Raw genomic sequence first — 23,279 nt, forward strand, 5'->3', positions numbered from 1 at the left:
AAAAAATGGCGCCGGCGATTCCCGGTGGCTCAAAGGAGCGGGCCGGGACGTTGCTGGCGCGGGTTGTGGGCGGGCGCCACCACGCCCATCGATACGATGTACTTGAGGGCCGCGTCGACCGACATGTCGAGTTCAACGACGTCGCTCGCCCGCATCATCAGGAAGAAGCCTGACGTCGGGTTCGGTGTCGTCGGGACATAGACGCTCACGTAGTCGCCCTGCAAGTGATTGACCACATCGCCGCCCGGCGCGCCGGTCAGGAAGGCGATGGTCCAGGAATCCGAATGCGGATAACGCACGAGCAACGCCTTGCGAAACGCGTTGCCGTTGCTCGAGAGCAATGTGTCGGATACCTGCTTGACGCTGCCGTACAACGGTCCAACGATGGGAATGCGCGTCAGAACGGCCTCCCACCAGCCGACCAGCTTCTGGCCGATGAAATTATGCGCCAGAAGACCGACGACGAAAACGAACGCCAGCGTGACCACCACGCCGAAGCCCGGCACGCGCATGCCGATGAGGCGCGACGGCTGCCATTCGTCCGGCAGCAGCAGCAAGGTCTGATCCATCGTACCGATGATCAGACCCAGTACCCACAGCGTGATGGCGAGAGGCACCAGCACCAGCAGGCCGGTGAGGAAAATCGTCTTCAGCGCGGGTTTCTTAACGCTCATGGCAGGACTCGCGAATATTGGCGGCTACGGGGTATCAGCAGGGTTTCACAGCGCCAGACGCCAGAGGCGCCCGGGGCGGCTTCGGTACTATTGCACGCCAGGCCGCCAGGCTCGGCGTGCAGTGTCTTGTCTCGTTTGTCTCGTTCAGTGGCAGGCGCAACCGCCGCCACAGCTTGCCGACGGGGTGCCGGACGACTCGCCGCCGGACGACGATGCCGACGACGCGCTCTCGCCCGACGATGCTGCCGGTGCCGCTGCGGACGACGATGCCCCGGCAGCCGGGGCACTCGTGCCGCCCGAACCACCGCGGAAGTCAGTCACATACCATCCCGACCCCTTGAGCTGGAACCCGGCCGCAGTCACCTGCTTGCGAAACGTGTCCTTGCCGCATTCCGGGCATTGGGAGAGCGGTTCATCGCTCATTTTTTGCAGCACATCCTTGGCGAAACCGCATGTTTCGCAACGATAAGCGTAGATAGGCATGATTCTTCCGACGGAAAAAGGCGCGCAAAGCCTTGAATTATAACCGCTTCACAAGGCTTTCGGGATTTGTCGGAGATATATGGGGCCACAGCCGCGCAAGATCAAGACGGCAGCGTGCCCGCACTTGGCGTAGCGGGCACACCACCTGCCGTCGCACGCCGTCAGATCGTCGAAATCTGCTGCTCCGGCGGCTGATCGCGCGCCGACGCGGGTTGCAGGAGCGAACCGAGCACCATACCGGTGATCGACGCCAGCAAACCGGCCAGTTGCGGCGGCACCAGCGCGTCGGGCGCCATCGCTTCGCAGGCGATCCACACGATCAGCCCGAAGAAGACGGCCAGCGTGCCGCCCAGCGAACTCGAACGCTTCCAGTACAGACCGAAGGCCAGGGGCACGAAGCAGCACACGAGCGTGACCTTGTACGCGCTTTCGACCATCTGGAAGATCGATGCCTTCGAATTCAGCGCATACACCAGCACGAGCGCCGTGAAGCACAGCACGACGATACGCATGAGGCGCAGCAAGTGCCTGTCGTCGATACGGCCCTTGAGCATCGGGCGAACGACGTTCTCGGCAAACGTCACCGACGGCGCCAGCAGCGTGGCCGACGCGCAGCTCTTGATCGCCGAGAGCAGTGCACCGAAGAACATCACCTGGGCGACGATCGGCACACTAGTAAGCACCAACTGCGGCAAAATCTGTTGCGGATCGGTACCGATGTATTTCTGCACCATCGACGGGGCAATCAGCAGCGCCGAGTAGGCGAGGAAGATCGGGATGAAGGTGAAGAAGAAATACAGCACGCCGCCCGTCACCGAGCCGGACACCGCGATGTTCTCCGACTTGGACGACATGACACGCTGGAACACGTCCTGCTGCGGAATCGATCCGAACATCATGGTCACACCGGCCGCAATGAACGCCAATACGTCCGCAGGATTCATCTCAGGCAGAAACACGAACTTGCCGGCCTCCGAGGCGTGCGCGATCACGGCGCTCGCCCCGCCCGGCACCATACCCGAGACGACCACGGCGATGTACATGAGGCCGACGACGATGATGATCATCTGGATGAAGTCGGTCACCGCCACCGAGATCATGCCGCCGAGCAGCGTGTAGGCCAGCACCGAGATCGCGCCGATGATCATGCCCGTCGGCTCCGACATCGCACCGCCCGACACGGTATGGAACACGAGGCCCAACGCCTTGATCTGCGCACCGACCCAGCCGAGGTACGAGATCACGATGGCGATGCTGGTCACGAGTTCGACCGTGCGGTTGTACTTGAGCTTGTAGAAGTCGCCGATCGTCATCAGGTTCATGCGATACAGCTTGCGGGCAAAGAACATGCCCACGAGAACCAGACACATCGACGACCCGAACGGATCGGAGACCACGCCGCGCAGGCCTTCTCCGAGGAAGGTGGCGGGGATGCCGAGCACCGCTTCCGAGCCGAACCACGTGGCGAACACGACGGCAACGACCATGCCGTAGGGCAGACGGCGGCCGGCGACGGTGAAATCCTTGGTATTGCGGACCTTGAGGGCGGCCAACAGCCCGATGGCCACCGAAATGACCCAATACAGAATGACAAACCAGATCAGCATAACGCGGCCCCAGCCAAGCCCCAGGGCGACGGTCTTGGCAGAGCGGCGTCAGCTGCGGGCATGATCCGGCCGCATGAAGCCGCCGCGCGAGCTAACGATACCGAGCCTTGGGCCGCAGCCTTCCGGGCAACAGAAAATCAGGTCGAGCATGACGGGGCTGATGCGATTCAGCACTCGGGGGCGCCCGTTTTGCCACCTGGCGAAAAAATTTCCGGCCGATTATAGCGGCGCGAAAGACGTGCGGGGAAAAAATCACAATTCCCCCCGCGGATCATGGCAAATATCGGGAAATGCCCAATGTCTGGGGCGACTTACCGGCAGTTGGCATCAACGCTTGGCTGCGGTCAGTTCGCCGCAACAGCAGGTTGCGGCTCAGCGGCGGCGCCAGACCATCCAGTGCTCGGCCCCGGCGAAGACCGGCACCGAGTCGTCGACCTGCCGATTCGTCTCGCAGACGAAGTCCTGGGCCAGCAGGGTGTCAAGCGCGTCGGGCGCGATGCCGAACGGCGGGCCTTTTACCGTCTCTTTGAGGAAAAAGAATCCGGCCAGACGCGCCCCTTGCGGCAGCAGTTGCGCCATGCGGCGGGCATAGTCCTGCCAAAGTGTGCGAGGCAAGGCGCAGAGAAACGCCCGCTCGTAGATCAGGTCGAGCGCGAACGGTGGGGTGTAGGTGAAGAAATCGGCCTGCTCGACAAGCGATGCACGCGGCCCCAGTTGGGCTTGCGCCGATTCGACGGCGACCGGAGAGAAATCGATGGCCCGCACAGGCCAGCCTTGTGCGTCGAGCCACGCCGCTTCGTACGCCGCGCCGCAGCCTGGAATCAGCGTGGCGCGCGGTGCGCTCTCTGCCGCCACGAAATCGCGCAGCGCCTGCGGCACACCGGCGGCATCCCACGGCATGAACGCGTTTGCGAAGCGTTCATCCCAGAATTCCGCACGCGACGGATCGCGGTGGGAAAAAGAGGGTGCGGATGGCACGGATGCCGTCGACGGCGCCGTTGATGGCACGGGTGCCCCGCCCGCTTCCGGGCGGTCATCGCCGCGAGGTGCGGCGGGCATGGCAGATATCTTCCGAGCGAAGGGCACCGTCGGCTCCTGTTCGAGAATCAGCTATAGAGCCAGGCGAAGGCCGCCAACACGCCGATGGCGAGCCCGCCCACCAGACAGAACGCGCCCGTCAGCAGCCGGTTGGTGCGGCGTTGCTCCTGCAGCAGCGCAAGCAGCAGCGTGTCGTCTTGCGGACGTGCATGGGCCGCCAGCGCCTGATGAATGAGACGCGGCAGTTGCGGCATCGTCTTGCTCCACTGCGGCACCTCGGTCTTCAGGCGTTCGAGCCAGCCGCGCGGGCCGATCTGCTCGGCCATCCAGCGCTCGAGGAACGGCTTGGCCGTCTTCCACAGATCCAGATCCGGATCGAGCTGACGACCGAGTCCTTCGATATTGAGCAGCGTCTTTTGCAGCAGCACGAGTTGCGGCTGAATCTCGACATTGAACCGGCGCGACGTCTGGAACAGACGCATGAGCACCAGCCCCAGCGAAATTTCCTTGAGCGGCCGGTCGAAGTACGGTTCGCAGACTGCGCGAATGGCCCCTTCCAGCTCTTCGACGCGCGTATCCTGCGGCACCCAGCCCGACTCGAGGTGCAGCGAAGCCACCCGGTGGTAGTCGCGACGGAAGAACGCGAGGAAGTTCTGGGCCAGATAATTCTTGTCGAATTCGGACAGCGCGCCGACGATGCCGCAATCAAGCGCGATGTAACGGCCGAACGTTGCGGGGTCGAGGCTGACAAGAATGTTGCCTGGGTGCATATCGGCGTGGAAAAAGCCGTCGCGCAGGAACTGCGTAAAGAAAATCTCGACGCCCTCGCGTGCGAGCTTCTTCAGATCGACACCCGCCTCGCGCAGCACTTCGATCTGGCTAATCGGCACCCCGTGCATCCGTTCCATCACGAGAACGAAGCTGGAGCTGAACTCCCAGTAGATCTCGGGCACCATCAACATGCCCGAGTCGAGGAAATTGCGGCGAAGCTGCGCTGCGTTGGCGGCTTCGCGCATCAGATCGAGTTCGTCATGCAAATATTTGTCGAATTCGGCGACCACCTCGCGCGGCTTCAGACGCTTGCCATCCGGCCACAGGCGCTCCACCCAGCCCGCCAGATCGCGCATGAGGGCCAGATCGCTGTCGATCACGCCGAGCATGTTCGGGCGCAGCACCTTGACGGCGACTTCCTTGCCCGCATGTTCGCCGTGACGAATGCGTGCGAAGTGCACCTGCGCAATCGACGCGCTCGCAACCGGCGTGCGCTCGAACTCCACGAACACCTCTTCGAGCGGGTGCCCCAGCGACTTCTCGATGGCGGCGCGCGCCACCTCGGGATCGAACGGCGGCACCTGATCCTGCAGTCGGGCCAGCTCCTGCGCAATGTCGGGCGGCATCAGATCGCGACGCGTCGAGAGCACCTGTCCGAACTTCACGAAGATCGGGCCCAGCGATTCGAGGGCGAGGCGCAGGCGTTCGCCGCGCGGGGCTTTCAGCCCGCTGCGTCCGAACGACAGCACGCGCAACACCCCGCGCGCGAAGGGATGGGGAATGCTCGAGAGCACCAGCTCATCGAGCCCGTATCGATAGCAGACGAAAAAGATCTTGATCAGGCGCAGAAGACGCATCGGTCAGCGGCCTCCCTGAGTGCGGGATGCCGGGGCGGGCGCGTTGTTGCGCACGCCCTTCTGGCGTTCGAGCTTTTCGATGCGTTTCTCCAGACGCGCGAGGTCGTCGCGCAATGTGCCGATATCGTTGCGTATCGCGTCGAGGCGCCCACGCGCCACGAGCAACGGATTCTCTTCCACGAGGTAATCCGCGAGCGATCGTGCCAGCGTGTCGCCGGTGCGGCGCGCGGTGGCCACGGCGGCCTTGCCGGTCTGCGTCACCCGATGGGCGGCAGCGTCGCCGATGACCTTGCTCAAGTCTTCCGCCACCTCCCAGCGCAGGTGCTGGGCAAGATACGACACGGTGTTGGCAAACTCGGCATCGCCTTCGATCTTGACGTGACGCATGACGGCGGCCTGACCGCCCCCCGCGAAATCGGCGAGCGCCGACGGTGGCACCGAGATGCTGACGTCGCAGGGCAGGTCGGCCTCGGCGGCGGCGAGGTAGCCGTCGTCACCCACACGAAGACGCAGGTCGATAGCCGACATCGCGAGCCGGGCAGACGCGCCGATATGATGGCGCAAGCGCTCGCGCGCCCACGGTTCGCGGGCAAGCAGGTGGTTCACGGTGGCGGCAAAGGCTTTGGCGGCGACGGTCATGAGCTTGGCGGCCGGCCGGACTGAACACCGGTCGTACCGAAAGACGCCGCCCGACGATGCATTGCGGACGGCAAAAACAAAAGAGCCCGCGCTTCAAACGCGGGCTCTCATTGTAAGGCAGGTTACGGCAAAAACGGCGCGAGGCTTAGAGCTGCTGAATTCCGGCGAGCACCCAGCCACCGCTGCCGGCGACCGGCTTGGTCAGGTTCCACACCTCGTTGAACGGCTCGGCCGCTGCGCCTTCGGCTTCGCGGATCAGGCCCGAGAAGCGGACGCTTGCCATGTACTCGGCGGCCGTTTGCTCGATGCCGAGCAGTTCGGCGTCGAGTTGCACGACGTCCGTACGGTTGGTCGACTTGCCGCGCTCTTCGAGGTCCATCTTGATTTCCGCGAACATCTGCGGCGTGGTGAACTCGTTGATATCGGCCTGATCGCCCTTGTCCCATGCGGCTTGCAGACGATTGAAGTACACCTTGGCACTACGCAGGAAGCCCTCAACGTCGAAGCCTGCCGGCACCCCGAACGGGGCAGCGGCGGCAGCAGTGGCAGCACCGGCAGCCGGCACAGCCGACAGCGACGGCTGAGCCAACGGCGCCGGTTGCGACGACGGTTGCTGCTGGCTGTCCCACGACTGACGCAGGGAGTTGTTCGACGCATCGTTGCCTGCGCCGGCATAGGCCGGCGTCTGCGACTGCGACTTATTGCCGCGGAAACGACGGATCAGCCACATGGCGGCGAAAGCGATCAGCGCAATGATGATGACGTTGGCCATCATGCTCGCGAAGGCCCCGCCCATACCGAAGTGCGACAGCAGCGCCGCGATACCGAGGCCAGCGGCCAGACCGGCGATCGGGCCGAGCCAGCGATTGGCCGGCTTGGCGGCGGCTGCCCCTGCGGCCCCCGCACCTGCGGCAGCCGGCGCGGCTTGCTGCGGCGCTGTGCCCGGCGCGGCTTGCGTCGGTTGTTGCGGCGTTTGCTGGCGTTGCGTCACGGTGTTGGACTGCTTGCCGATGCTCCGGCCGCCGCCAACGCGTTTGGCATCGGCATCCGCGATCGTCATGCCGACCGCCAATACGCCGGCCACTACGCCCAACAACAGCTTGTTTTTCAGGAACTGGAACATCGTTCTGGTCTCTCCGTGGAGTTTATAGGTTGCTGTCTACAGACATGCGTCGCCCCGAATGGTTCAGTACTTTTTTTACGTATTGAAACCAGACTAGGCGACGACCGATTCTGCCACAGCAAAATTAGCTTGTACTTAGAGAAGCGCCCCGGCGCGGAATTTTTCCGCAAACCGAGGCGCTGAGTCGAATCAGGTGAGTGAGTACTTAGTTTTCCGACGCGTCAGAACTTGCGTCCGATATGCAGCGCGACCACGCCGGCGCTCAGGTTGTGGTACTCCACGCGCTCCAGACCGACCTCTTCCATCATCGTCTTGAGCGTTTCCTGATCGGGGTGCATGCGGATCGACTCGGCCAGATAGCGGTAGCTCTCGGCGTCGCCTGCAATGCGCGAACCCAGCCACGGCAACACCTTGAAGGAATAGGCGTCGTACGCCTTTTCCAGCGGTTGCCAGACTTTCGAGAACTCCAGCACCATCACCTTGCCGCCCGGCTTGATGACACGGCGCATTTCGGCGAGGGCGGCGTCCTTGTGGGTCATGTTGCGCAGGCCGAACGCCACGGTCACCACATCGAAATAATTCGACGGGAACGGTAGTTTCTCGGCGTCGCACAGCAGCGTCGGGGTGACGATGCCCGCGTCGAGCAGGCGATCGCGGCCCACGCGCAGCATGGATTCATTGATGTCGGTGAGCCAGACCTCGCCGGTCGGGCCCGCGGCACGGGCGAACGCCTTCGACAGGTCGCCGGTGCCACCCGCGATGTCGAGCACCTTGAAGCCGGGGCGCACGGCAGCGCGCCCGATCGTGAAGGCCTTCCAGATCCGGTGCAGACCGCCCGACATCAGGTCGTTCATGATGTCGTACTTGCTCGCCACCGAATGGAACACCTCGGCAACCTTGCCGGCCTTTTCCTTCTCGTCGACGGTTTCATAACCGAAGTGGGTCTGTTGGCCCATTGCAATCTCCAAAATCATGTAAGCGGGTGCCCACTCTGTGGGCGCCCCGCCGGGGCCTCAATGGTGGTGGCAGCCGCCGGCAGCCGGCGACGGCATCGGCGTGTCGCGGTCGACGCCCGCCGCCGCGAGCTTGTCCAGATATTCCTGCCACAGGGCGTCCTGACGCACGCACAGCTCGTAGAGGTAATCCCACGAATAGATGCCGGTGTCGTGACCGTCCGAAAAGACCGGCCGCACCGCGTAGTTGCCGATGGGCTCGAGACCGTTCAGCGTAACGTCACGCTTGCCGGTTTGCAGCGTCTCCTGCCCCGGCCCGTGACCGCGCACTTCCGCCGACGGCGAGAGCACGCGCAGCAATTCGAACGGCAGGCGGTAGTGTGTGCCGTCCTCGTAACCAAGTTCCAGCACCTTTGATGCGCGATGCAGCGTCAGGGAAACGGGAATCGGCGTGTCTTTCTCCAGCCCAGCCATTGTCTTGCTCCAGAAGAATCAGTCGGTGTGCCGACAGGCGGCACATCGGCCGGCAGTATAGCTGCTCAGGTTCCAACGGTCATGCCGGCCACGCCGGAACACGGCCCAATTCTGCCACGATAGCCCCGCGCAGCGCGGGCATCCAGGCCGCGCGTTCGGCCAGCACTGGCTGCGGCACCTCGCGTTGCGGCGCACTCCAGACCGAGTCGGGGAAATGGACATCGTCCCGATATCGCGGAATCACATGCCAATGCACATGCGGCACCCTATTGCCCAGACTGGCCACATTGACCTTATCGGGCGACATCACCGTGCGCAGGGCGGTCTCGACGCCAAACACCACACGCATCACGTGTTCGCGCGCGGCTTCGGGCAAATCGCTCATTTCAGCGACATGGGCATGCCAGATCACCCGCGCGAAGCCGGGATAGCCGGGTTCGTTCGCGAGCACCACGCGCAGCACCGGATCGCGCCACACGACTTCCCCGCCATCCCCCGTGCAAAACGGACACTCCATGATTGTTCTCCCTTTGTTAGCCTGCCATGCGCCGACGCCGGCACCGCCACCGGAAGCGGCTCGCGTCAGCGTTTTCTGCTCTTCTTGCGCTTGCCAGTGGCTGGGTCAACCGATCCGAGCGCGAGTTCGGCGAAATCGATTTCGCTGAGCAACTCGCGCAACGTCTCGTCGTTGATTCGATGGGTAATGCGCAAACGCGACAGCTCCACGCGCTCGGCTTGCAGCGACGCCGCCCGCAACCGGCGCTCGACTTCGACCTCGCGCACCGCACGCGCGCGCATTTCGTCGGTGGCGCTCGACACGTTGAGCGTGCGGCGATAGCGTCCCATGACCCGCGCGGCGGCTTCGGCACAAACGGCGGTATCGAGTTCGTCGCCCGACTTGGCGATCACTTTCTGCAACGATTCGATGGCCCGGATGGCGGCCTCCGAGGCCGCGAGTCGCGCTTCGCTCAACTCGCGATTACGCATGTCTTCCGCAGGCCAGCGCACGCCCCGCAGCAAGATCGGCAAACCGACACTGCCCCCGATCAGCGAAAGCAGGATCACGCCGGCGGCCAGAAAGATCAGCAGATCGCGTCCTGGGAACGGCGCCCCGCCGGGCAATGCCAGCGGCACCGAGAGTGCACCGGCCAACGTCACCGCGCCGCGCACGCCCGAGAGGGCCGTCACGCTGGTAAAGCGCATGCCGGGCTTCATCGTGATTTCACCGCGCCGCATGCCGAGGAAATACATCGCCCGCCACGCCACCCACACCCAGCAGAAGCGCAGCACGATGAGAACCGCCGAAATCGCGCCGACGTAGAACATCAGTTCGCCCAGATTCGTGAGCGTACCCCACAGAGGCTCGCCTGGGCGCAGCGCAGCGCGCACGATATCCGGCAATTGCAGCCCGAGCAGCACGAACACGGCGCCGTTGAACACGAACTCGAGCATCGACCACACGCCGTTACCGAGAATGCGCGTCGCTGTGCGAGAGTTGAGCAGGTCGGTCGAGCTGACCGCCATGCCGGCGGCCACGGCCGCGAGAATGCCGGAAAAACCGAAGTGTTCGGCCAGCAAATAGGCGGCGAACGGTAGCAGCAGCAGAAGCAGCACGACAGTGGCGGGCTCCTCCGTGGACGCGTGCATCACCCGGCGGTGGAACTGCGTGAAGAGCCACGTCACGGCCCAGCCGGCGAGCAGTCCGCCCAGCGCGATGACGAAAAAAGAGAACGTCGCGCTGCCGATGGAGAAGAGTCCCGTGGTAGCGGCAACGAGTGCGAACTTGAAGACGACGAGGCCCGACGCGTCGTTCATCATCGCCTCGCCTTCGAGCACGTGCATCAGCCGCGTGGGCATGCGCATGCGTCCGGTGAGCGCGGAGACAGCCACGGCGTCGGTCGGCGAGAGCACGCCGCCGAGCGCGAACGCCACGGCGAGCGGAATCGACGGAATCATCCAGTGGATGAAATAACCCACACCGAGCACGGTGAAGATCACCAGGCCCAGCGCCATGGCGACGATCGGCACGCGCAGATGCCAGAACTCGCGTTTGGGCATGCGCCAGCCGTCGGCGAAGAGCAACGGCGGGATGAACAGCAGGAAGAAAATCTCGGGGTCCAGATCGATGTGCAGCCCCGCGCCCGGATAGGCGAGCGCGGCGCCCACGGCGATCTGCACGAGCGGTACCGGCAGGAATCGCATGAAGCTGACCAGCACGCCGGTCAGCGCCACCACGAACAGCAGGACGAGTGCTGTATAGACTACTTCCATGCCACCTCCGTGGCCCGTCGGTCAAGCATCGGCCGCGTCCCCAGGAGGTGCATCAGACCAGCACGCGTTCGATACCGCCGTTGTTTGCATCCTTGACGTAATCCACCAGCCATTCTTCGCCCAGTACATGCTTGGCGATCTCGACGACGATGTAGTCGGCCGTGACGTTAGCGTCTTCGTTATAGCGCGACAGACCTTGCAGGCACGACGGACAGCTCGTGAGGATCTTGACATCGCCGACCTTGCCATCTGCACGCAGCTTCGCGGCCCCCTTGCGCATTTCCTCTTCCTTGCGGAAGCGGATCTGCGTCGAGATGTCGGGGCGCGTGACCGCCAGCGTACCCGATTCGCCGCAGCAGCGATCGTTCTTCTCGATCTTGTAGCCGTCGTTCTCGCTGCCCATCAACTGGTTCACGAGCTTGACCGGGTCCATCGTCTTGATCGGCGTGTGGCAGGGGTCGTGATACATGTAGCGCGTGCCGTTCACGCCTGCGAGCTTCACGTCCTTCTCGAGCAGGTATTCATGGATATCGATGATGCGGCAGCCCGGGAAGATCTTCTCGAATTCATAGCCCGCGAGTTGATCGTAGCAAGTGCCGCACGACACGACCACCGTCTTGATGTCGAGGTAGTTCAGCGTGTTCGCCATACGGTGGAACAACACGCGATTGTCCGTCACGATCTTCTCGGCCTTATCGCCCTGCCCCGAGCCGCGCTGCGGATAACCGCAGCACAGATAGCCCGGCGGCAGCACCGTCTGCACGCCCACATGCCAGAGCATGGCTTGCGTGGCCAGTCCGACCTGCGAGAACAGACGCTCCGAGCCGCAACCGGGGAAGTAGAACACCGCTTCCGAATCCACCGTGGTGGTCTTCGGATTGCGGATGATCGGCACCACCTTGTTGTCTTCGATGTCGAGCAGTGCGCGCGCCGTCTTCTTCGGCAGATTGCCTGGCATCTTCTTGTTCACGAAGTGGATCACCTCCTCGCGCAGGGGCGGCTTGCCGACCGTCGCAGGCGGGTGCGCCGTCTGCTTCTTCGCGATTTTCTTGAAGATGTCCGCGCCGAAACGCTGGGCTTTGTAACCCCAGTCGATCATCACCTTTCGGGTGATGTTGATCGTTTCCGGACGGGTGGCGTTCAGGAAGAACATACCGGCGGCAGCGCCCGGATTGAACTTCTTCTTGCCCATCTTGCGCAGCAGGTTGCGCATGTTCATCGTCACGTCGCCGAAGTCGATCTTCACCGGGCAGGGCGTGACGCACTTGTGGCAAACCGTGCAGTGATCGGCCACATCGTTGAACTCGTCCCAGTGCTTGATCGACACACCGCGGCGCGTCTGTTCCTCGTACAGGAACGCCTCGATGAGCAGCGAAGTTGCGAGAATCTTGTTGCGCGGGCTGTACAGCAGATTCGCGCGCGGCACGTGCGTGGCACACACCGGCTTGCACTTGCCGCAGCGCAGGCAGTCCTTCACGCTGTCGGCAATCGCCCCGATGTCCGACTGCTGCATGATGAGCGACTCGTAGCCCATCAGCCCGAAGCTGGGCGTATAGGCATTGCGCAGATCGGCGGGCAGGTCGGGCAGGTCGAGCAGCTTGCCCTTGTTGAAGCGCCCTTCCGGGTCCACGCGTTGCTTGTACGCGCGGAATTCGCCGATCTCTTCTTGCGTCAGGAACTCCAGCTTGGTGATGCCGATGCCGTGTTCGCCCGAGATCACACCGTCGAGCGAGCGCGCGATGCCCATGATGCGAGCCACCGCCTTGTGCGCGTCCTGGAGCATCTCGTAGTTATCCGAGTTCACCGGGATATTCGTGTGCACATTGCCGTCGCCCGCGTGCATATGCAGCGCGACGAACACACGGCCATGCAGCACGCGCTTGTGAATGGCTTGCGCTTCGTCGAGGATCGGCTTGAACTCGCCGCCCGTGAAAATCTGGCGCAGTTCGGCGCGAATTTCCTGCTTCCACGACACGCGGATCGTACGATCTTGCAGCAGATCGATCAGACGTGTTTGCGGCTGCTTGTTCAGCCGGTCGTTCAGCGCCACGTTCATGTCGCGGATGCCGTGACGATTGAGCAGCGGAATCGCCTCGGCCAGCGGCAGTTCGAAGTGATCGCGCAGAAACACCCAACGTGCGCGCACGTCGCGCAGCAGCGTAAGCGCCGTCTGCACGCGATCTTCGAGCAGTTCGGCCGACGGAATTTCGTTCGCGTCGTCGGTCTTGCCCAGCGGCAGATTGCCGGCTTCGAAGAACGTTTCGAGCGCATCGACCAGTTGCAGCTTGTTCTTGAGCGACAGTTCGATGTTGATGCGTTCGATGTGATCCGTGTACTCGCCCATGCGCGGCAGCGGGATCACCACGTCTTCGTTGATCTTGAAGGCGTTGGTGTGGCGCGCGATGGCGGCGGTACGCGAGCGGTCGAGCCAGAACTTCTTGCGGGCTTCGGCCGACACGGCGACGAAGCCTTCGCCGCTCTTGCCGTTGGCCATGCGAATGACTTCCGACGTCGCCTGTGCGACCGCGTTGTCGTCGTCACCGACGATATCGCCGATCAGCACCATCTTCGGGAACGCGTTGCGCTTCGACTTCGTGGCATAGTCCACGGCGCGCAGATAACGTTCGTCCAGATGTTCGAGGCCGGCCAGAATCGCACCGCCCGAGGCCGTCTGGGCGAACATGTAGTCCTTGATTTCGACGATGCTCGGAATGGCTTCCTTCGCCTGGCCGAAGAACTCCAGACAGACCGTGCGCGTGTGCGCTGGCATCTTGTGCAGAATCCAGCGTGCGCTCGTGATCAGCCCGTCGCAGCCTTCCTTCTGAATGCCGGGCAGACCGGCGAGGAACTTGTCCGTGACGTCCTTGCCGAGGCCTTCCTTGCGGAAGCGCTTGCCCTCGATCTCCAGCATTTCCGTCTTGAGCAGCACAGCGCCGGGCGCCTGATTGCCATCGAACCACTTCAATTCGAAGCGAGCGACCGGAATGTCGTGAATCTTGCCGAGATTGTGATCGTGGCGGGTGACTTCAAGCCAGTTGCCTTGCGGGTCGACCATACGCCACCACGCGAGGTTATCGAGCGCCGTGCCCCACAGCACGGCCTTCTTGCCACCGGCGTTCATCGCCACGTTGCCGCCGATGCACGACGCGTCGATCGACGTCGGGTCAACCGCGAACACCAGACCGGCGCGTTCGGCGGCTTCGGCGACACGGCGCGTTACCACACCTGCGCCCGAGAAAATCGTCGGCACCGGCTTGTCGACGCCCGGCAGGACCGAATATTCGACCTCGTCGAGCTGCTCGAGTTTTTCCGTATTGATGACGGCCGAGAACGGCGTGAGCGGAATCGCGCCGCCCGTATAGCCGGTGCCGCCTCCGCGCGGAATAACCGTCAGTCCGAGTTCGAAGCAGCCCTTCACCAGCGCCGCCATCTCGGCCTCGCTATCCGGTGTGAGCACGACGAACGGGTACTCCACGCGCCAGTCGGTGGCGTCCGTCACATGCGAGACACGCGACAGTCCGTCGAACTTGATGTTGTCGTGAGCGGTCGTGCGGCCGAGCACCTTCTTTGCGCGGCGGCGCAGATCGGCCATCTTGCCAAACTCGGCGGCGAAATCCGCTACGGCGCGGCGAGCGGCCGCTTCCAGTTGCTCCACGCGGGCGGCGCGCTCGCGGCCAGTTGCATCGGCGTGCTCGGCCACATCGGCACGACGACGCTTGTCGATCTCGTTGAGCCGGTGATCGAGGGCGTCGATCAGCAGCTTGCGACGCTTCGGATTGTCGAGCAGGTCGTCTTGCAGATAGGGATTGCGGCGAACCACCCAGATGTCGCCGAGGACTTCATACAGCATGCGGGCCGAGCGGCCGGTACGGCGCTCTGCGCGGAGTTCGTCGAGGATGGCCCAGGCGTCGGCGCCCAGCAGGCGCATGACGATTTCGCGATCCGAAAACGACGTGTAGTTATAGGGAATCTCGCGCAGCCGCGCGGGTTGTGCGGCTACGGCATGCTTTGCGTCGTGCGGCTCGAAGGCAGGCAAGGGTGCGTTCATCTTGTCGGGCTCGTCAGGTGCGGCGGTGCATCCGCCGTCGGCGTTCGTCTCGCGAGACGCGCCGAAAGTCAAAATCGGGTATGCGCTAGGAATGCCGGCGGCAGACGCGACGGATGCGCGCGCGCCGGCAACAGACGATCTGCGGTCAGCGAGATCGACGACTGCCGTGCGAAAACGTCGATGACGAATCGTGTCCGGTCATCGAGCAGAAGCACAGAGGGGTGAGGCAGTTGGTGCGCATGCCCAGATCTTTCTTCCGGCTTGGAAAGTGTTGGTAGGGGAATGTAGTCAGAATTGTACTTCATTGCACCGCAACACGTCGGGGCCGCAGCGAATTCCCCCTTGGTGGCGCGCGATTCCCCTCCGCCCCCCTCCTCCGCCGCGCCCCGGCAGATTCATTGCAGCGTTGATGGTGCGTCCACAACCGCTCGCTCCACGAATCCACCAAGGCGATCGCGCAATCCCCGTATAGCGCTATATCCATTTAAACACAACGACTTACACCACATTTCTGGGCTGAAATTTCCAACGAATGGGAGTATGTTTGGGCGGTCCCCCGATCCATCCACCCGTCAAGAGGTGTCTCTATGGTTACGTTTCAACTGAACGGCCGTCCCGTGCAGGTCGATGTCGACCCTGCCACGCCCTTGCTCTGGACCTTGCGCGATGCGCTCAATATGACCGGCACCAAGTTCGGTTGTGGCATGGCGCTGTGTGGTGCGTGCACCGTGCATCTGGACGGTGCGCCCATCCGGAGCTGCATCACCCCGATTTCCGCCGTCGCGGGCAAAAAAGTCACCACCATTGAAAACGTTGGTGCAGATCCTGTCGGACGCGCCGTGCAGGATGCCTGGGTCAAGCACGACGTGCCCCAGTGCGGTTACTGCCAGAGCGGCCAGATCATGTCTGCCGCTGCGTTGCTGCGCGAGAACAAGCAGCCGAACGACGAGCAGATCGACGCAGCCATGGCTGGCAATATTTGCCGCTGCGGCACCTACGCCCGCATTCGGGCGGCCATCAAAGACGCTGCGGCGTCGCTGGCCTGAGGCGAGGAGAAAATCACCATGCGTGAACTTCGTTTTTCCCAGCGCCCCGGCGTGGCTGTGGGCGACTTCACCGGCCTGACGCGCCGTGCGTTTCTCAAGACGTCGGCGATTGCTGCCGGCGGCCTGATGCTCGAGATGTCGCTGCCCGGCGCGGTGCGCACTGCCAGTGCGCAGGGGGCGGCGGCCACGCCCGTCGTACCGTCGGCGTTCGTACATATTGGCACGGACAATACCGTCACCATCCAGGTCAACCGCCTCGATTTCGGACAGGGGGTGCAGACAGCGCTGCCCATGCTCGTCGCGGAAGAACTCGATTGCGACTGGTCCAAGGTGCGAAGCGAACTGGCGCCTGCGGCCGATGTCTACAAAGACCCGCTGTTCGGCATCCAGATGACGGGCGGCTCCGGTTCCGTTGCCCACTCGTGGCTTCAGTACCGGCGCATCGGGGCATCTGCGCGCGCCATGCTCATCGCGGCTGCCGCGCAGCAATGGAAAGTTCCGGCGGCGCAGTTGCGCACCGAAAACGGCGTCGTGCTGGGTCCGAACGGCCAGCGCGCCACGTACGGCAGCCTCGCCGCGCGTGCGCAGGCACTGCCGGTGCCGGCTGACGTTGCCCTCAAAGATCCGTCGGCGTTCCGATTGCTCGGCAAGCCGACGGGCCGGCTCGATGCGCGTGCCAAATCTACCGGCGTGCCGATGTACGGCATGGACTTCAAGCTGCCGAACCTGAAAGTGGCCGTCGTTGCGCGTCCGCCCGTCTTCGGTGCGAAAGTCAAGCGCTTCGACGCCAAAGCGGCGCGTGCGGTCAAGGGTGTGCGCGACGTGCTGGAGATCCCGGACGATCGAGGCGGCACTGCGGTGGCCGTGATAGCCGATGGTTACTGGCAGGCCAAGACTGGCCGTGACGCGCTCAATGCCACATGGGACACCGGTAGCGTAGAGCACGTAGACACCACAGCGCAGTTGGCCAAATTCAGAGAGATGGCCAAGACGCCGGGCACGGTCGCCATCGATGGGGACATTTCCAAACTCAAGGGTGCTCCCAAAACGCTCGTGGCGGAGTACAGCTTCCCGTATCTGGCGCATGCGCCGATGGAGCCTTTGAACTGCACCGTGCAGCTCTCCGACAGGGGGGCTGAAGTGTGGACAGGCACGCAATTCCAGACCGTCGATCAGGCGGCCATTGCGCGCACCCTCGACCTGAAGCCTGAGCAGGTCAAGCTGCACACCTTGATGGCGGGTGGTGGATTTGGCCGCCGGGCGGTGCCGACGTCGGACTATGGTGTTGAGGCGGCACAGGTGGCGAAGGCGTGGCGGCGCGCGGGGCATCGTGAGCCGGTCAAAGTGATCTGGAGCCGCGAGGACGACATTCGCGGGGGCTACTATCGCCCGATGTACGTGCATCGAGCCGAGATCGGGCTTGACGCCAAGGGCAACGTACTGGCGTGGAATCACACCATCGTGGGCCAATCGATTTTGCAGGGCACGCCGTTTGAAAAGATGATGGTCAAGAACGGGATCGACGGCACCAGTGTGGAGGGTGTGTTGGGAACCCCGTACGCCGTGCCATTGCGCCTGACGTTACACAGTCCGCAGGTCAACGTCCCGGTGTTGTGGTGGCGGTCGGTGGGCAACACACACACGGCGTTCGTCATGGAGACGCTGATAGACGAGTTGGCGAAGAATGCTGGGCAGGATCCGGTGGCGTATCGATATGCGTTGATGGGGGACAAGCATCCGCGTCACCGTGAGGCGTTGGCGTTGGCGGTGGAGCGTTCGGGTTATGGAAAGGCCAAGTTGCCGGCGGGACAAGCGTGGGGCGTGGCGGTCCATGAGTCCTTTGATTCCGTGGTGGCGTACGTGGTGGTGGCTGAGATGCGAAATGGGTCGCCGCGATTGATAAGTGCGACGGCGGGGGTACATTGCAATTTCGCGGTCAATCCGTTGACGGTGGCGGCACAGGTAGAGGGTGCGGCGCTGATGGGATTGGGCACGACGTTACCGGGTGCGGCCATCACGTTAAAGGATGGGGAAGTGGAGCAGAGCAACTTCCATCAGTACATGGTGGCGCGGTTGACGGACATGCCCGCGATCAGTGTGCACGTGGTCAGCTCGGGGGATGCACCGACGGGCATGGGCGAGCCGGGTTTACCGCCGTTAGCGCCGGCGTATGCGAATGCGCTCTTTGGGTTGACGGGTAAGCGGCAGCGAGCGTTGCCGTTCGAAGTAACGCAGGCGTAAGGATGAGAGGGAGGGGGGGGCAAAGAAAGAGAGATGAAAAGCGGGACTGGGGCCCCTTTCTGCAGCGAGTTGGGTTTATGTCTGAGAGGCGGAAAGGGGCCCCAGTCCCGCTCCCCGGACTTCGGACAGAACTCTGGGGGGGGGGGGGGGGGGGGGGGGGGGGGGGTGCGTGGCAGGACGAGGCGGAGGGATACCAATCGTCCTTACCCGACCAGCAAATGCTTGAACGGCGCAAAAAACCCCTGCCAAAAGGACTCGGGCACACGAAGCATGAGGTAAGTAATAGCGATATACCGGAGTGTCTTCCCGATGGCGATATAGAAGAGACAGGTGCGCCAGGGGAGTCGAAGCCATCCTGCGAGGGAGCAGAAGGGGTCGCCGACGATGGGGAGCCAGGAGAGGAGGAGAAGGGGTGGGCCGAAGCGGCGCATCCAGCGGTGATAGCGTTCATTCATTGGCGCTTTGCTGTCGGCGCGTTTGCCGTCGTCGTCAACGCCTACGGTGATGGCAGTCGCAGCTCCCCCACTGGCGAGCACGGCAGCGCGAGCATGCGCCCGCCGGCGGGCCTTGAGGCGTACAAAGCCGCGTCGTGCGGCGAAGCCCATCCACCAGTCGAGCATGCCACCGGCGGTGTTGCCCACGCTTGCCACGGCGATGGCGGGCCAGAACATGTGGGGATTGAGGGCCACATACCCGAATAGCGCGGGTTCCGAGCCCATGGGCAGCAGTGTGGCGGACAGAAACGACACCAGAAAAATGGCTGGCAGTCCGATGCCGGGCAGTGCGAGCGCGCCTAGCAGCCAGGTGATGAACGACTCCATGCAACTCCGGAAAAAGCAAAACCGATAGAGAAATAAGGCGAATCCCGCCCCGTGACCGACCGGGCGGTGGGCACATGCGCAATGCGGCGCAAGCACGCGTCGTTTGGCAGAATCAAAAAGTCTGGCGCATAATGCGAGACCATGACCCGACTCCTGACGCCGCCCGTGGCCATTCTACTGGCTGGCGGACTCGGTACCCGCTTCGATGCGGCTGGGCGCCGGAACAAGCTGCTCGCGCCGCTGCCCGGAGATCCCCTGAACCGATCCGTTGCCCTTGCCAGCGCCCATGCGCTGCTGGCGGTATTGCCGCGCGTCATTGCGGTGGTGCGTCCGGATTCGGCCGAGTTGGAGAACGTGCTGTTGCAGGCGGGTTGCGAAGTCGTGATGAGCCGCGCGACCAAGCGCGGCATGGGTGCGACGCTCGCTGCCGGCATCCAGTCCGGCGTCGACGAAGATCCGCCCCCTGGGCTTGAGCATCTCGATGGCTGGCTCGTTGCGCTGGCCGACATGCCGTACATCCACCCGAATACCGTGCGTGCGATCGCCAGCGGGCTCACCTCGCCCGAAGCCGTCGTCGCGCCGAGCTACCAGGGACAACGTGGCCATCCCGTCGCGTTCGGTTCTGCCTTTACCTCGCGTCTGGCCGCCCTTGATGGCGACATTGGCGCGCGCGACCTGTTGATTAGCGAGCACATTACGATCGTCGATGTCGACGACGCCGGAATCGTGCGCGACATCGACACCCCAGACGACCTTCGCTAGGGCGCGCACTCCCCTTTCCCGTTTTTTCCCGAGAGACAAGCGCGACCGCCCCAGCGGACGTGCTGGTCTATCATTGTCCTTTTGTTCCTTGATGTGCCTAACCTGAAGAAGCCTTAAATCATGTCCGACGCAGCTCCCGACTACCTGAAGAAGATCCTGACCGCAAAAGTCTACGACGTCGCTAAAGAAAGCGAACTCGAATTGGCGCGCACGCTATCCATGCGGCTGCACAATCGAATTTATCTCAAGCGCGAAGACAACCAGACGGTGTTCTCCTTCAAGATTCGGGGCGCGTACAACAAGATGGCCAACCTGAGCGAAGCCGAGCGCGAGCGCGGTGTGCTCACCGCGTCGGCCGGCAACCATGCACAGGGTGTGGCGTACTCGGCGGCACGTCTGGGCTGCAAAGCCGTCATCGTCATGCCGATCACCACGCCGCAACTGAAAATCGACGCTGTGAAAACCCACGGCGGGCGCGCCGTCGAAGTCGTGCTTGCGGGCGACTCGTATAGCGACGCGTACGCTCACGCCATGACGTTGCAGGAAGAACGCGGCCTCACCTTCGTGCCGCCGTTCGACGATCCCGACGTCATCGCCGGCCAGGGCACCATCGCCATGGAAATATTGCGCCAGCATCAGGGGCCGCTGCATGCCATCTTCGTGCCCATCGGCGGTGGCGGTCTCGCAGCCGGTATCGCCGCCTATGTCAAAGCGGTGCGCCCCGAGATCAAGATCATCGGTGTGCAATCGGTCGACTCCGATGCCATGGCCCAATCCATCCATGCAGGCGAGCGCGTGTTGCTGGGCGACGTTGGCCTCTTCGCCGACGGCACGGCCGTGAAATACGTCGGCGCGGAAACCTTCCGCCTGTGCCAGGCCTACCTCGATGAAGTCGTGCGCGTGGATACCGACCAGCTCTGCGCCGCGATCAAAGATGTCTTCCAGGACACCCGCAGCGTGCTCGAACCGTCCGGCGCGCTGTCCGTAGCGGGCGCAAAGCTGTACAGCGAGCGCGAAAAGCTCAAAGGCGAAACGCTCGTGGCCGTCACCTCCGGTGCGAACATGAACTTCGACCGCCTGCGCTTCGTAGCAGAGCGTGCCGAAGTCGGCGAGGCGCGTGAAGCCGTGTTCGCCGTCACCATTCCCGAGGCGCGCGGCAGCTTCAAGCGCTTTACCGAAGTGGTGGGCAGCCGCAATGTGACCGAGTTCAACTACCGAATTAGCGAAGCGTCGAGCGCCCACATCTTCGTGGGTATCCAGATGCACAATCGCGACGAAGGCGACCGCATCAAAGCGGGTTTCGAGCGCCACGGCTTCCCCACGCTCGACCTGTCCAACGACGAGTTGTCCAAACAGCACATCCGCTACATGGTCGGTGGCCGCTCGGCGCTCGCCAGCCACGAAGTGCTGTACCGCTTCGAGTTCCCCGAGCGCCCCGGTGCGTTGATGAAATTCCTCTCGGCCATGAGCCCGAACTGGAACATCAGCCTGTTCCATTACCGGAATCAGGGGGCCGACTACAGCAACATCCTCGTGGGTATTCAGGTGCCGGACAACGAGAAAGCCGCGTTCCGCGACTTCCTTGCCACGCTCGGCTATCCTTACTGGGACGAAAGCGATAACCCCGTCTACAAACTGTTCCTCGCGTAAGCCGGAACCGCGTAGACGCCTCCCGCCACCCGATCACGACAGGACCACGCCGCCACCATGCCGATCTCGCTCGAAAACAAACTCGTCGTCGCGATATCCTCGCGCGCGCTGTTCGACTTCGAAGAAGAGAACCGCGTGTACGAGACCGGTGTGGCGCACGGCGACGACAAGTCCTACATGCGCTATCAGCTCGAACGCCTCGACGTGCCCGCGCGGGTCGGTGTGGCGTTCCCGCTTGTGAAAAAGCTGCTCGCGTTCAACGAAGGCAACGAGATCGACAAGCATCGCGTCGAAGTCGTCGTGCTCTCGCGTAACGACCCCGTGAGCGGCATGCGCGTGTTTCGTTCCGCGCGTCAGGTCGACCTCAAGATCGAGCGCGGCGTGTTCACGCGCGGACGCGATCCGTTCGGGTATCTCAACGCGCTGGGCGCACACCTGTTCCTGTCGGCCAACGAGCGCGACGTGCGCAGTGCACTGGCAGCCGGCTTTCCGGCAGCGCGCGTGTATCCCGATTCAGCCAAGAAAGCGGAGCTTCATCCCGGCGAAATCCGCATCGCCTTCGACGGCGATGCGGTGCTCTTCTCCGACGAAGCCGAGCGGATCTTCCAGAGCAACGGCCTCGACGCGTTCCAGCAACACGAAATCGAACGCGCCGCCACCCCGCTGCCGCCGGGTCCGTTCAAACCGTTGTTGCTGGCACTGCACCGCTTGCAGACGCTTGCGGGTCACGAAGTCCCGGTCAAAATCCGTACCGCACTCGTGACGGCGCGCTCCGCCCCGGCGCACGAACGCGCCATTCGCACGCTGATGGACTGGCAAATCGACATCGATGAGGCGATGTTCCTGGGCGGGCTGGACAAAGGCACATTCCTGCGCGAGTTCGAGCCCGATTTCTTCTTCGACGATCAGACACGCCACTGCGAGTCGGCCGCGCGGGTCAGCCCGACCGGACACGTCATCAGTGGCATTGCAAATCATGACAACGCCTGACCAATCTCCGCTCGGCAAAGAAGTTGCCTACACCGAGCAATACGCGCCGTCCCTGCTCTTTCCGATCGCCCGCGCTCCGGCGCGCGCAGCCATCGGGGTGCCCGATGTCCTGCCGTTTTTCGGCGCGGACATCTGGAACGGATACGAACTCTCATGGCTCAACGAAAAGGGCAAACCGCAGATTGCGCTGCTGACCGCCATCGTACCGGCCGACTCGCCCAACATCGTCGAATCGAAGTCGTTCAAGCTGTATCTCGGCTCGTTCGCACAAACCAAGCTGGCGAGTGTCGATGCCGCACGCGCGCTGATTCAGCAAGACCTGTCGGAAGCGGCGGGCGCGGCCGTACAAGTACGCCTCGTCGAGCCGGCCGCCTTCGTCAAACTCGAACTCGATGAACTCGACGGCCTGCTCGTCGACCGTCTCGACATCGAGACCGACGTCTACGCGCCCGATGCCACGTTGCTCAAGGCCGCGCAGGGCGAGCCGCACGTGGACGAAACGCTCGTGTCGAACCTGCTCAAGTCCAACTGCCCGGTGACCGGACAACCCGACTGGGGCAGCCTGCAAATTCGCTACGTCGGGCCGCCGATCGATCAGGAAGGCCTGCTCAAGTACGTGATTTCGTACCGGCGCCATACCGGCTTTCACGAGCAATGCGTGGAAGGCATCTTCATGGACATCCTGCGTCAGTGCAAACCGAGCCAGTTGGCCGTCTACGCCCGCTACACGCGACGCGGCGGACTGGACATCAACCCGTTTCGCACCAACTTCACGCTGCCGATGCCGGACAACGCGCGCACTGCGCGTCAATGACGCGGCCTGAACGCGAC

Annotated in this window: 19 protein-coding genes; 6 read left to right on the forward strand and 13 right to left on the reverse strand. The window is 63.3% G+C overall.

Annotation, left to right across the window (positions count from 1 at the left end; translation table 11 throughout):
• Window positions 1-29: 29 nt before the first annotated feature.
• From PCO31110_RS01000 to PCO31110_RS01055, 12 genes are all read right to left on the reverse strand, one after another.
• Entirely contained in the window at window positions 30-674 is a 645-nt protein-coding gene (locus PCO31110_RS01000) for a DUF502 domain-containing protein (protein WP_150689418.1), read from the reverse strand.
• 144 nt (window positions 675-818) lie between these two features.
• Window positions 819-1,157 (reverse strand): FmdB family zinc ribbon protein, encoded by a 339-nt coding sequence (locus PCO31110_RS01005; protein ID WP_010805069.1) that lies wholly within the window; start codon window positions 1,155-1,157, stop codon window positions 819-821.
• A gap of 161 nt (window positions 1,158-1,318) precedes the next feature.
• Complete coding sequence (locus tag PCO31110_RS01010; protein WP_150689419.1) at window positions 1,319-2,764, reverse strand: high affinity choline transporter 1; 1,446 nt, start codon at window positions 2,762-2,764, stop codon at window positions 1,319-1,321.
• Between the two features lie 372 nt (window positions 2,765-3,136).
• On the reverse strand, window positions 3,137-3,823 hold the full coding sequence (locus PCO31110_RS01015; protein WP_150689420.1) for a methyltransferase domain-containing protein: 687 nt from the start codon (window positions 3,821-3,823) through the stop codon (window positions 3,137-3,139).
• 47 nt (window positions 3,824-3,870) lie between these two features.
• Window positions 3,871-5,430: a ubiquinone biosynthesis regulatory protein kinase UbiB gene (ubiB, locus tag PCO31110_RS01020; protein ID WP_010805066.1), complete on the reverse strand. Its 1,560-nt coding sequence runs from the start codon at window positions 5,428-5,430 to the stop codon at window positions 3,871-3,873.
• Window positions 5,431-5,433: 3 nt separating this feature from the next.
• The gene (locus PCO31110_RS01025) at window positions 5,434-6,069 is read right to left on the reverse strand and encodes a ubiquinone biosynthesis accessory factor UbiJ (protein ID WP_010805065.1); all 636 of its coding nucleotides are present in this window, start codon (window positions 6,067-6,069) and stop codon (window positions 5,434-5,436) included.
• A gap of 145 nt (window positions 6,070-6,214) precedes the next feature.
• A complete protein-coding gene (locus PCO31110_RS01030; RefSeq protein ID WP_150689421.1) occupies window positions 6,215-7,192 on the reverse strand; it encodes a Tim44 domain-containing protein in 978 nt (325 codons plus the stop codon).
• 221 nt (window positions 7,193-7,413) lie between these two features.
• Window positions 7,414-8,148 carry a bifunctional demethylmenaquinone methyltransferase/2-methoxy-6-polyprenyl-1,4-benzoquinol methylase UbiE gene (ubiE, locus tag PCO31110_RS01035; RefSeq protein WP_150689422.1) on the reverse strand — a complete coding sequence of 245 codons (735 nt, stop codon included), beginning with the start codon at window positions 8,146-8,148 and terminating at the stop codon, window positions 7,414-7,416.
• A 57-nt stretch (window positions 8,149-8,205) separates the two neighbouring features.
• The gene (locus PCO31110_RS01040) at window positions 8,206-8,619 is read right to left on the reverse strand and encodes a gamma-butyrobetaine hydroxylase family protein (RefSeq protein WP_010805062.1); all 414 of its coding nucleotides are present in this window, start codon (window positions 8,617-8,619) and stop codon (window positions 8,206-8,208) included.
• A 79-nt stretch (window positions 8,620-8,698) separates the two neighbouring features.
• On the reverse strand, window positions 8,699-9,136 hold the full coding sequence (locus tag PCO31110_RS01045; protein ID WP_150689423.1) for an HIT family protein: 438 nt from the start codon (window positions 9,134-9,136) through the stop codon (window positions 8,699-8,701).
• 65 nt (window positions 9,137-9,201) lie between these two features.
• Complete coding sequence (locus PCO31110_RS01050; RefSeq protein WP_150689424.1) at window positions 9,202-10,890, reverse strand: Na+/H+ antiporter; 1,689 nt, start codon at window positions 10,888-10,890, stop codon at window positions 9,202-9,204.
• A gap of 52 nt (window positions 10,891-10,942) precedes the next feature.
• Window positions 10,943-14,938: a DUF3683 domain-containing protein gene (locus PCO31110_RS01055; RefSeq protein ID WP_150689425.1), complete on the reverse strand. Its 3,996-nt coding sequence runs from the start codon at window positions 14,936-14,938 to the stop codon at window positions 10,943-10,945.
• Between the two features lie 587 nt (window positions 14,939-15,525).
• Here PCO31110_RS01055 and PCO31110_RS01060 point away from each other — a divergent pair.
• Window positions 15,526-15,984, forward strand: a complete 459-nt coding sequence (locus PCO31110_RS01060) for a (2Fe-2S)-binding protein (RefSeq protein WP_010805058.1) — start codon at window positions 15,526-15,528, stop codon at window positions 15,982-15,984.
• Between the two features lie 18 nt (window positions 15,985-16,002).
• Entirely contained in the window at window positions 16,003-18,225 is a 2,223-nt protein-coding gene (locus tag PCO31110_RS01065) for a xanthine dehydrogenase family protein molybdopterin-binding subunit (RefSeq protein WP_174979260.1), read from the forward strand.
• 203 nt (window positions 18,226-18,428) lie between these two features.
• On the opposite strand, the gene PCO31110_RS01070 is transcribed toward PCO31110_RS01065, so the two are convergent.
• The gene (locus PCO31110_RS01070; RefSeq protein ID WP_150689426.1) at window positions 18,429-19,046 is read right to left on the reverse strand and encodes a YqaA family protein; all 618 of its coding nucleotides are present in this window, start codon (window positions 19,044-19,046) and stop codon (window positions 18,429-18,431) included.
• 141 nt (window positions 19,047-19,187) lie between these two features.
• Between PCO31110_RS01070 and PCO31110_RS01075 the strand changes: the two genes are divergently transcribed.
• The 4 genes from PCO31110_RS01075 (at window position 19,188) to queF (ending at window position 23,262) form a co-directional block, all read left to right on the forward strand.
• A complete protein-coding gene (locus tag PCO31110_RS01075) occupies window positions 19,188-19,808 on the forward strand; it encodes a nucleotidyltransferase family protein (RefSeq protein WP_010805055.1) in 621 nt (206 codons plus the stop codon).
• A 120-nt stretch (window positions 19,809-19,928) separates the two neighbouring features.
• Window positions 19,929-21,458: a threonine ammonia-lyase, biosynthetic gene (gene ilvA, locus PCO31110_RS01080; RefSeq protein ID WP_010805054.1), complete on the forward strand. Its 1,530-nt coding sequence runs from the start codon at window positions 19,929-19,931 to the stop codon at window positions 21,456-21,458.
• 57 nt (window positions 21,459-21,515) lie between these two features.
• Window positions 21,516-22,448: a 5'-nucleotidase gene (locus PCO31110_RS01085; protein WP_010805053.1), complete on the forward strand. Its 933-nt coding sequence runs from the start codon at window positions 21,516-21,518 to the stop codon at window positions 22,446-22,448.
• The gene (gene queF, locus PCO31110_RS01090) at window positions 22,435-23,262 is read left to right on the forward strand and encodes an NADPH-dependent 7-cyano-7-deazaguanine reductase QueF (RefSeq protein WP_150689427.1); all 828 of its coding nucleotides are present in this window, start codon (window positions 22,435-22,437) and stop codon (window positions 23,260-23,262) included. The genes PCO31110_RS01085 and queF overlap by 14 nt, the downstream gene beginning before the upstream one ends.
• Window positions 23,263-23,279 lie beyond the last annotated feature (17 nt).

Source organism: Pandoraea communis, from assembly GCF_902459745.1.
Taxonomy (GTDB): Bacteria; Pseudomonadota; Gammaproteobacteria; order Burkholderiales; family Burkholderiaceae; genus Pandoraea; species Pandoraea communis.

What these genes read in the sequence shown, in the direction of transcription:
- ubiB (WP_010805066.1), bottom strand. Translation starts at nt 5,430, where the DNA reads ATGCGTCTTCTGCGCCTGATCAAGATCTTTTTCGTCTGCTATCGATAC.
- PCO31110_RS01005 (WP_010805069.1), bottom strand. Translation starts at nt 1,157, where the DNA reads ATGCCTATCTACGCTTATCGTTGCGAAACATGCGGTTTCGCCAAGGAT.
- PCO31110_RS01055 (WP_150689425.1), bottom strand. Translation starts at nt 14,938, where the DNA reads ATGAACGCACCCTTGCCTGCCTTCGAGCCGCACGACGCAAAGCATGCC.
- PCO31110_RS01075 (WP_010805055.1), top strand. Translation starts at nt 19,188, where the DNA reads ATGACCCGACTCCTGACGCCGCCCGTGGCCATTCTACTGGCTGGCGGA.
- PCO31110_RS01030 (WP_150689421.1), bottom strand. Translation starts at nt 7,192, where the DNA reads ATGTTCCAGTTCCTGAAAAACAAGCTGTTGTTGGGCGTAGTGGCCGGC.
- PCO31110_RS01060 (WP_010805058.1), top strand. Translation starts at nt 15,526, where the DNA reads ATGGTTACGTTTCAACTGAACGGCCGTCCCGTGCAGGTCGATGTCGAC.
- PCO31110_RS01040 (WP_010805062.1), bottom strand. Translation starts at nt 8,619, where the DNA reads ATGGCTGGGCTGGAGAAAGACACGCCGATTCCCGTTTCCCTGACGCTG.
- PCO31110_RS01010 (WP_150689419.1), bottom strand. Translation starts at nt 2,764, where the DNA reads ATGCTGATCTGGTTTGTCATTCTGTATTGGGTCATTTCGGTGGCCATC.
- PCO31110_RS01065 (WP_174979260.1), top strand. Translation starts at nt 16,003, where the DNA reads ATGCGTGAACTTCGTTTTTCCCAGCGCCCCGGCGTGGCTGTGGGCGAC.
- ilvA (WP_010805054.1), top strand. Translation starts at nt 19,929, where the DNA reads ATGTCCGACGCAGCTCCCGACTACCTGAAGAAGATCCTGACCGCAAAA.
- PCO31110_RS01015 (WP_150689420.1), bottom strand. Translation starts at nt 3,823, where the DNA reads ATGCCCGCCGCACCTCGCGGCGATGACCGCCCGGAAGCGGGCGGGGCA.
- queF (WP_150689427.1), top strand. Translation starts at nt 22,435, where the DNA reads ATGACAACGCCTGACCAATCTCCGCTCGGCAAAGAAGTTGCCTACACC.
- PCO31110_RS01000 (WP_150689418.1), bottom strand. Translation starts at nt 674, where the DNA reads ATGAGCGTTAAGAAACCCGCGCTGAAGACGATTTTCCTCACCGGCCTG.
- PCO31110_RS01070 (WP_150689426.1), bottom strand. Translation starts at nt 19,046, where the DNA reads ATGGAGTCGTTCATCACCTGGCTGCTAGGCGCGCTCGCACTGCCCGGC.
- PCO31110_RS01045 (WP_150689423.1), bottom strand. Translation starts at nt 9,136, where the DNA reads ATGGAGTGTCCGTTTTGCACGGGGGATGGCGGGGAAGTCGTGTGGCGC.
- PCO31110_RS01050 (WP_150689424.1), bottom strand. Translation starts at nt 10,890, where the DNA reads ATGGAAGTAGTCTATACAGCACTCGTCCTGCTGTTCGTGGTGGCGCTG.
- PCO31110_RS01025 (WP_010805065.1), bottom strand. Translation starts at nt 6,069, where the DNA reads ATGACCGTCGCCGCCAAAGCCTTTGCCGCCACCGTGAACCACCTGCTT.
- ubiE (WP_150689422.1), bottom strand. Translation starts at nt 8,148, where the DNA reads ATGGGCCAACAGACCCACTTCGGTTATGAAACCGTCGACGAGAAGGAA.
- PCO31110_RS01085 (WP_010805053.1), top strand. Translation starts at nt 21,516, where the DNA reads ATGCCGATCTCGCTCGAAAACAAACTCGTCGTCGCGATATCCTCGCGC.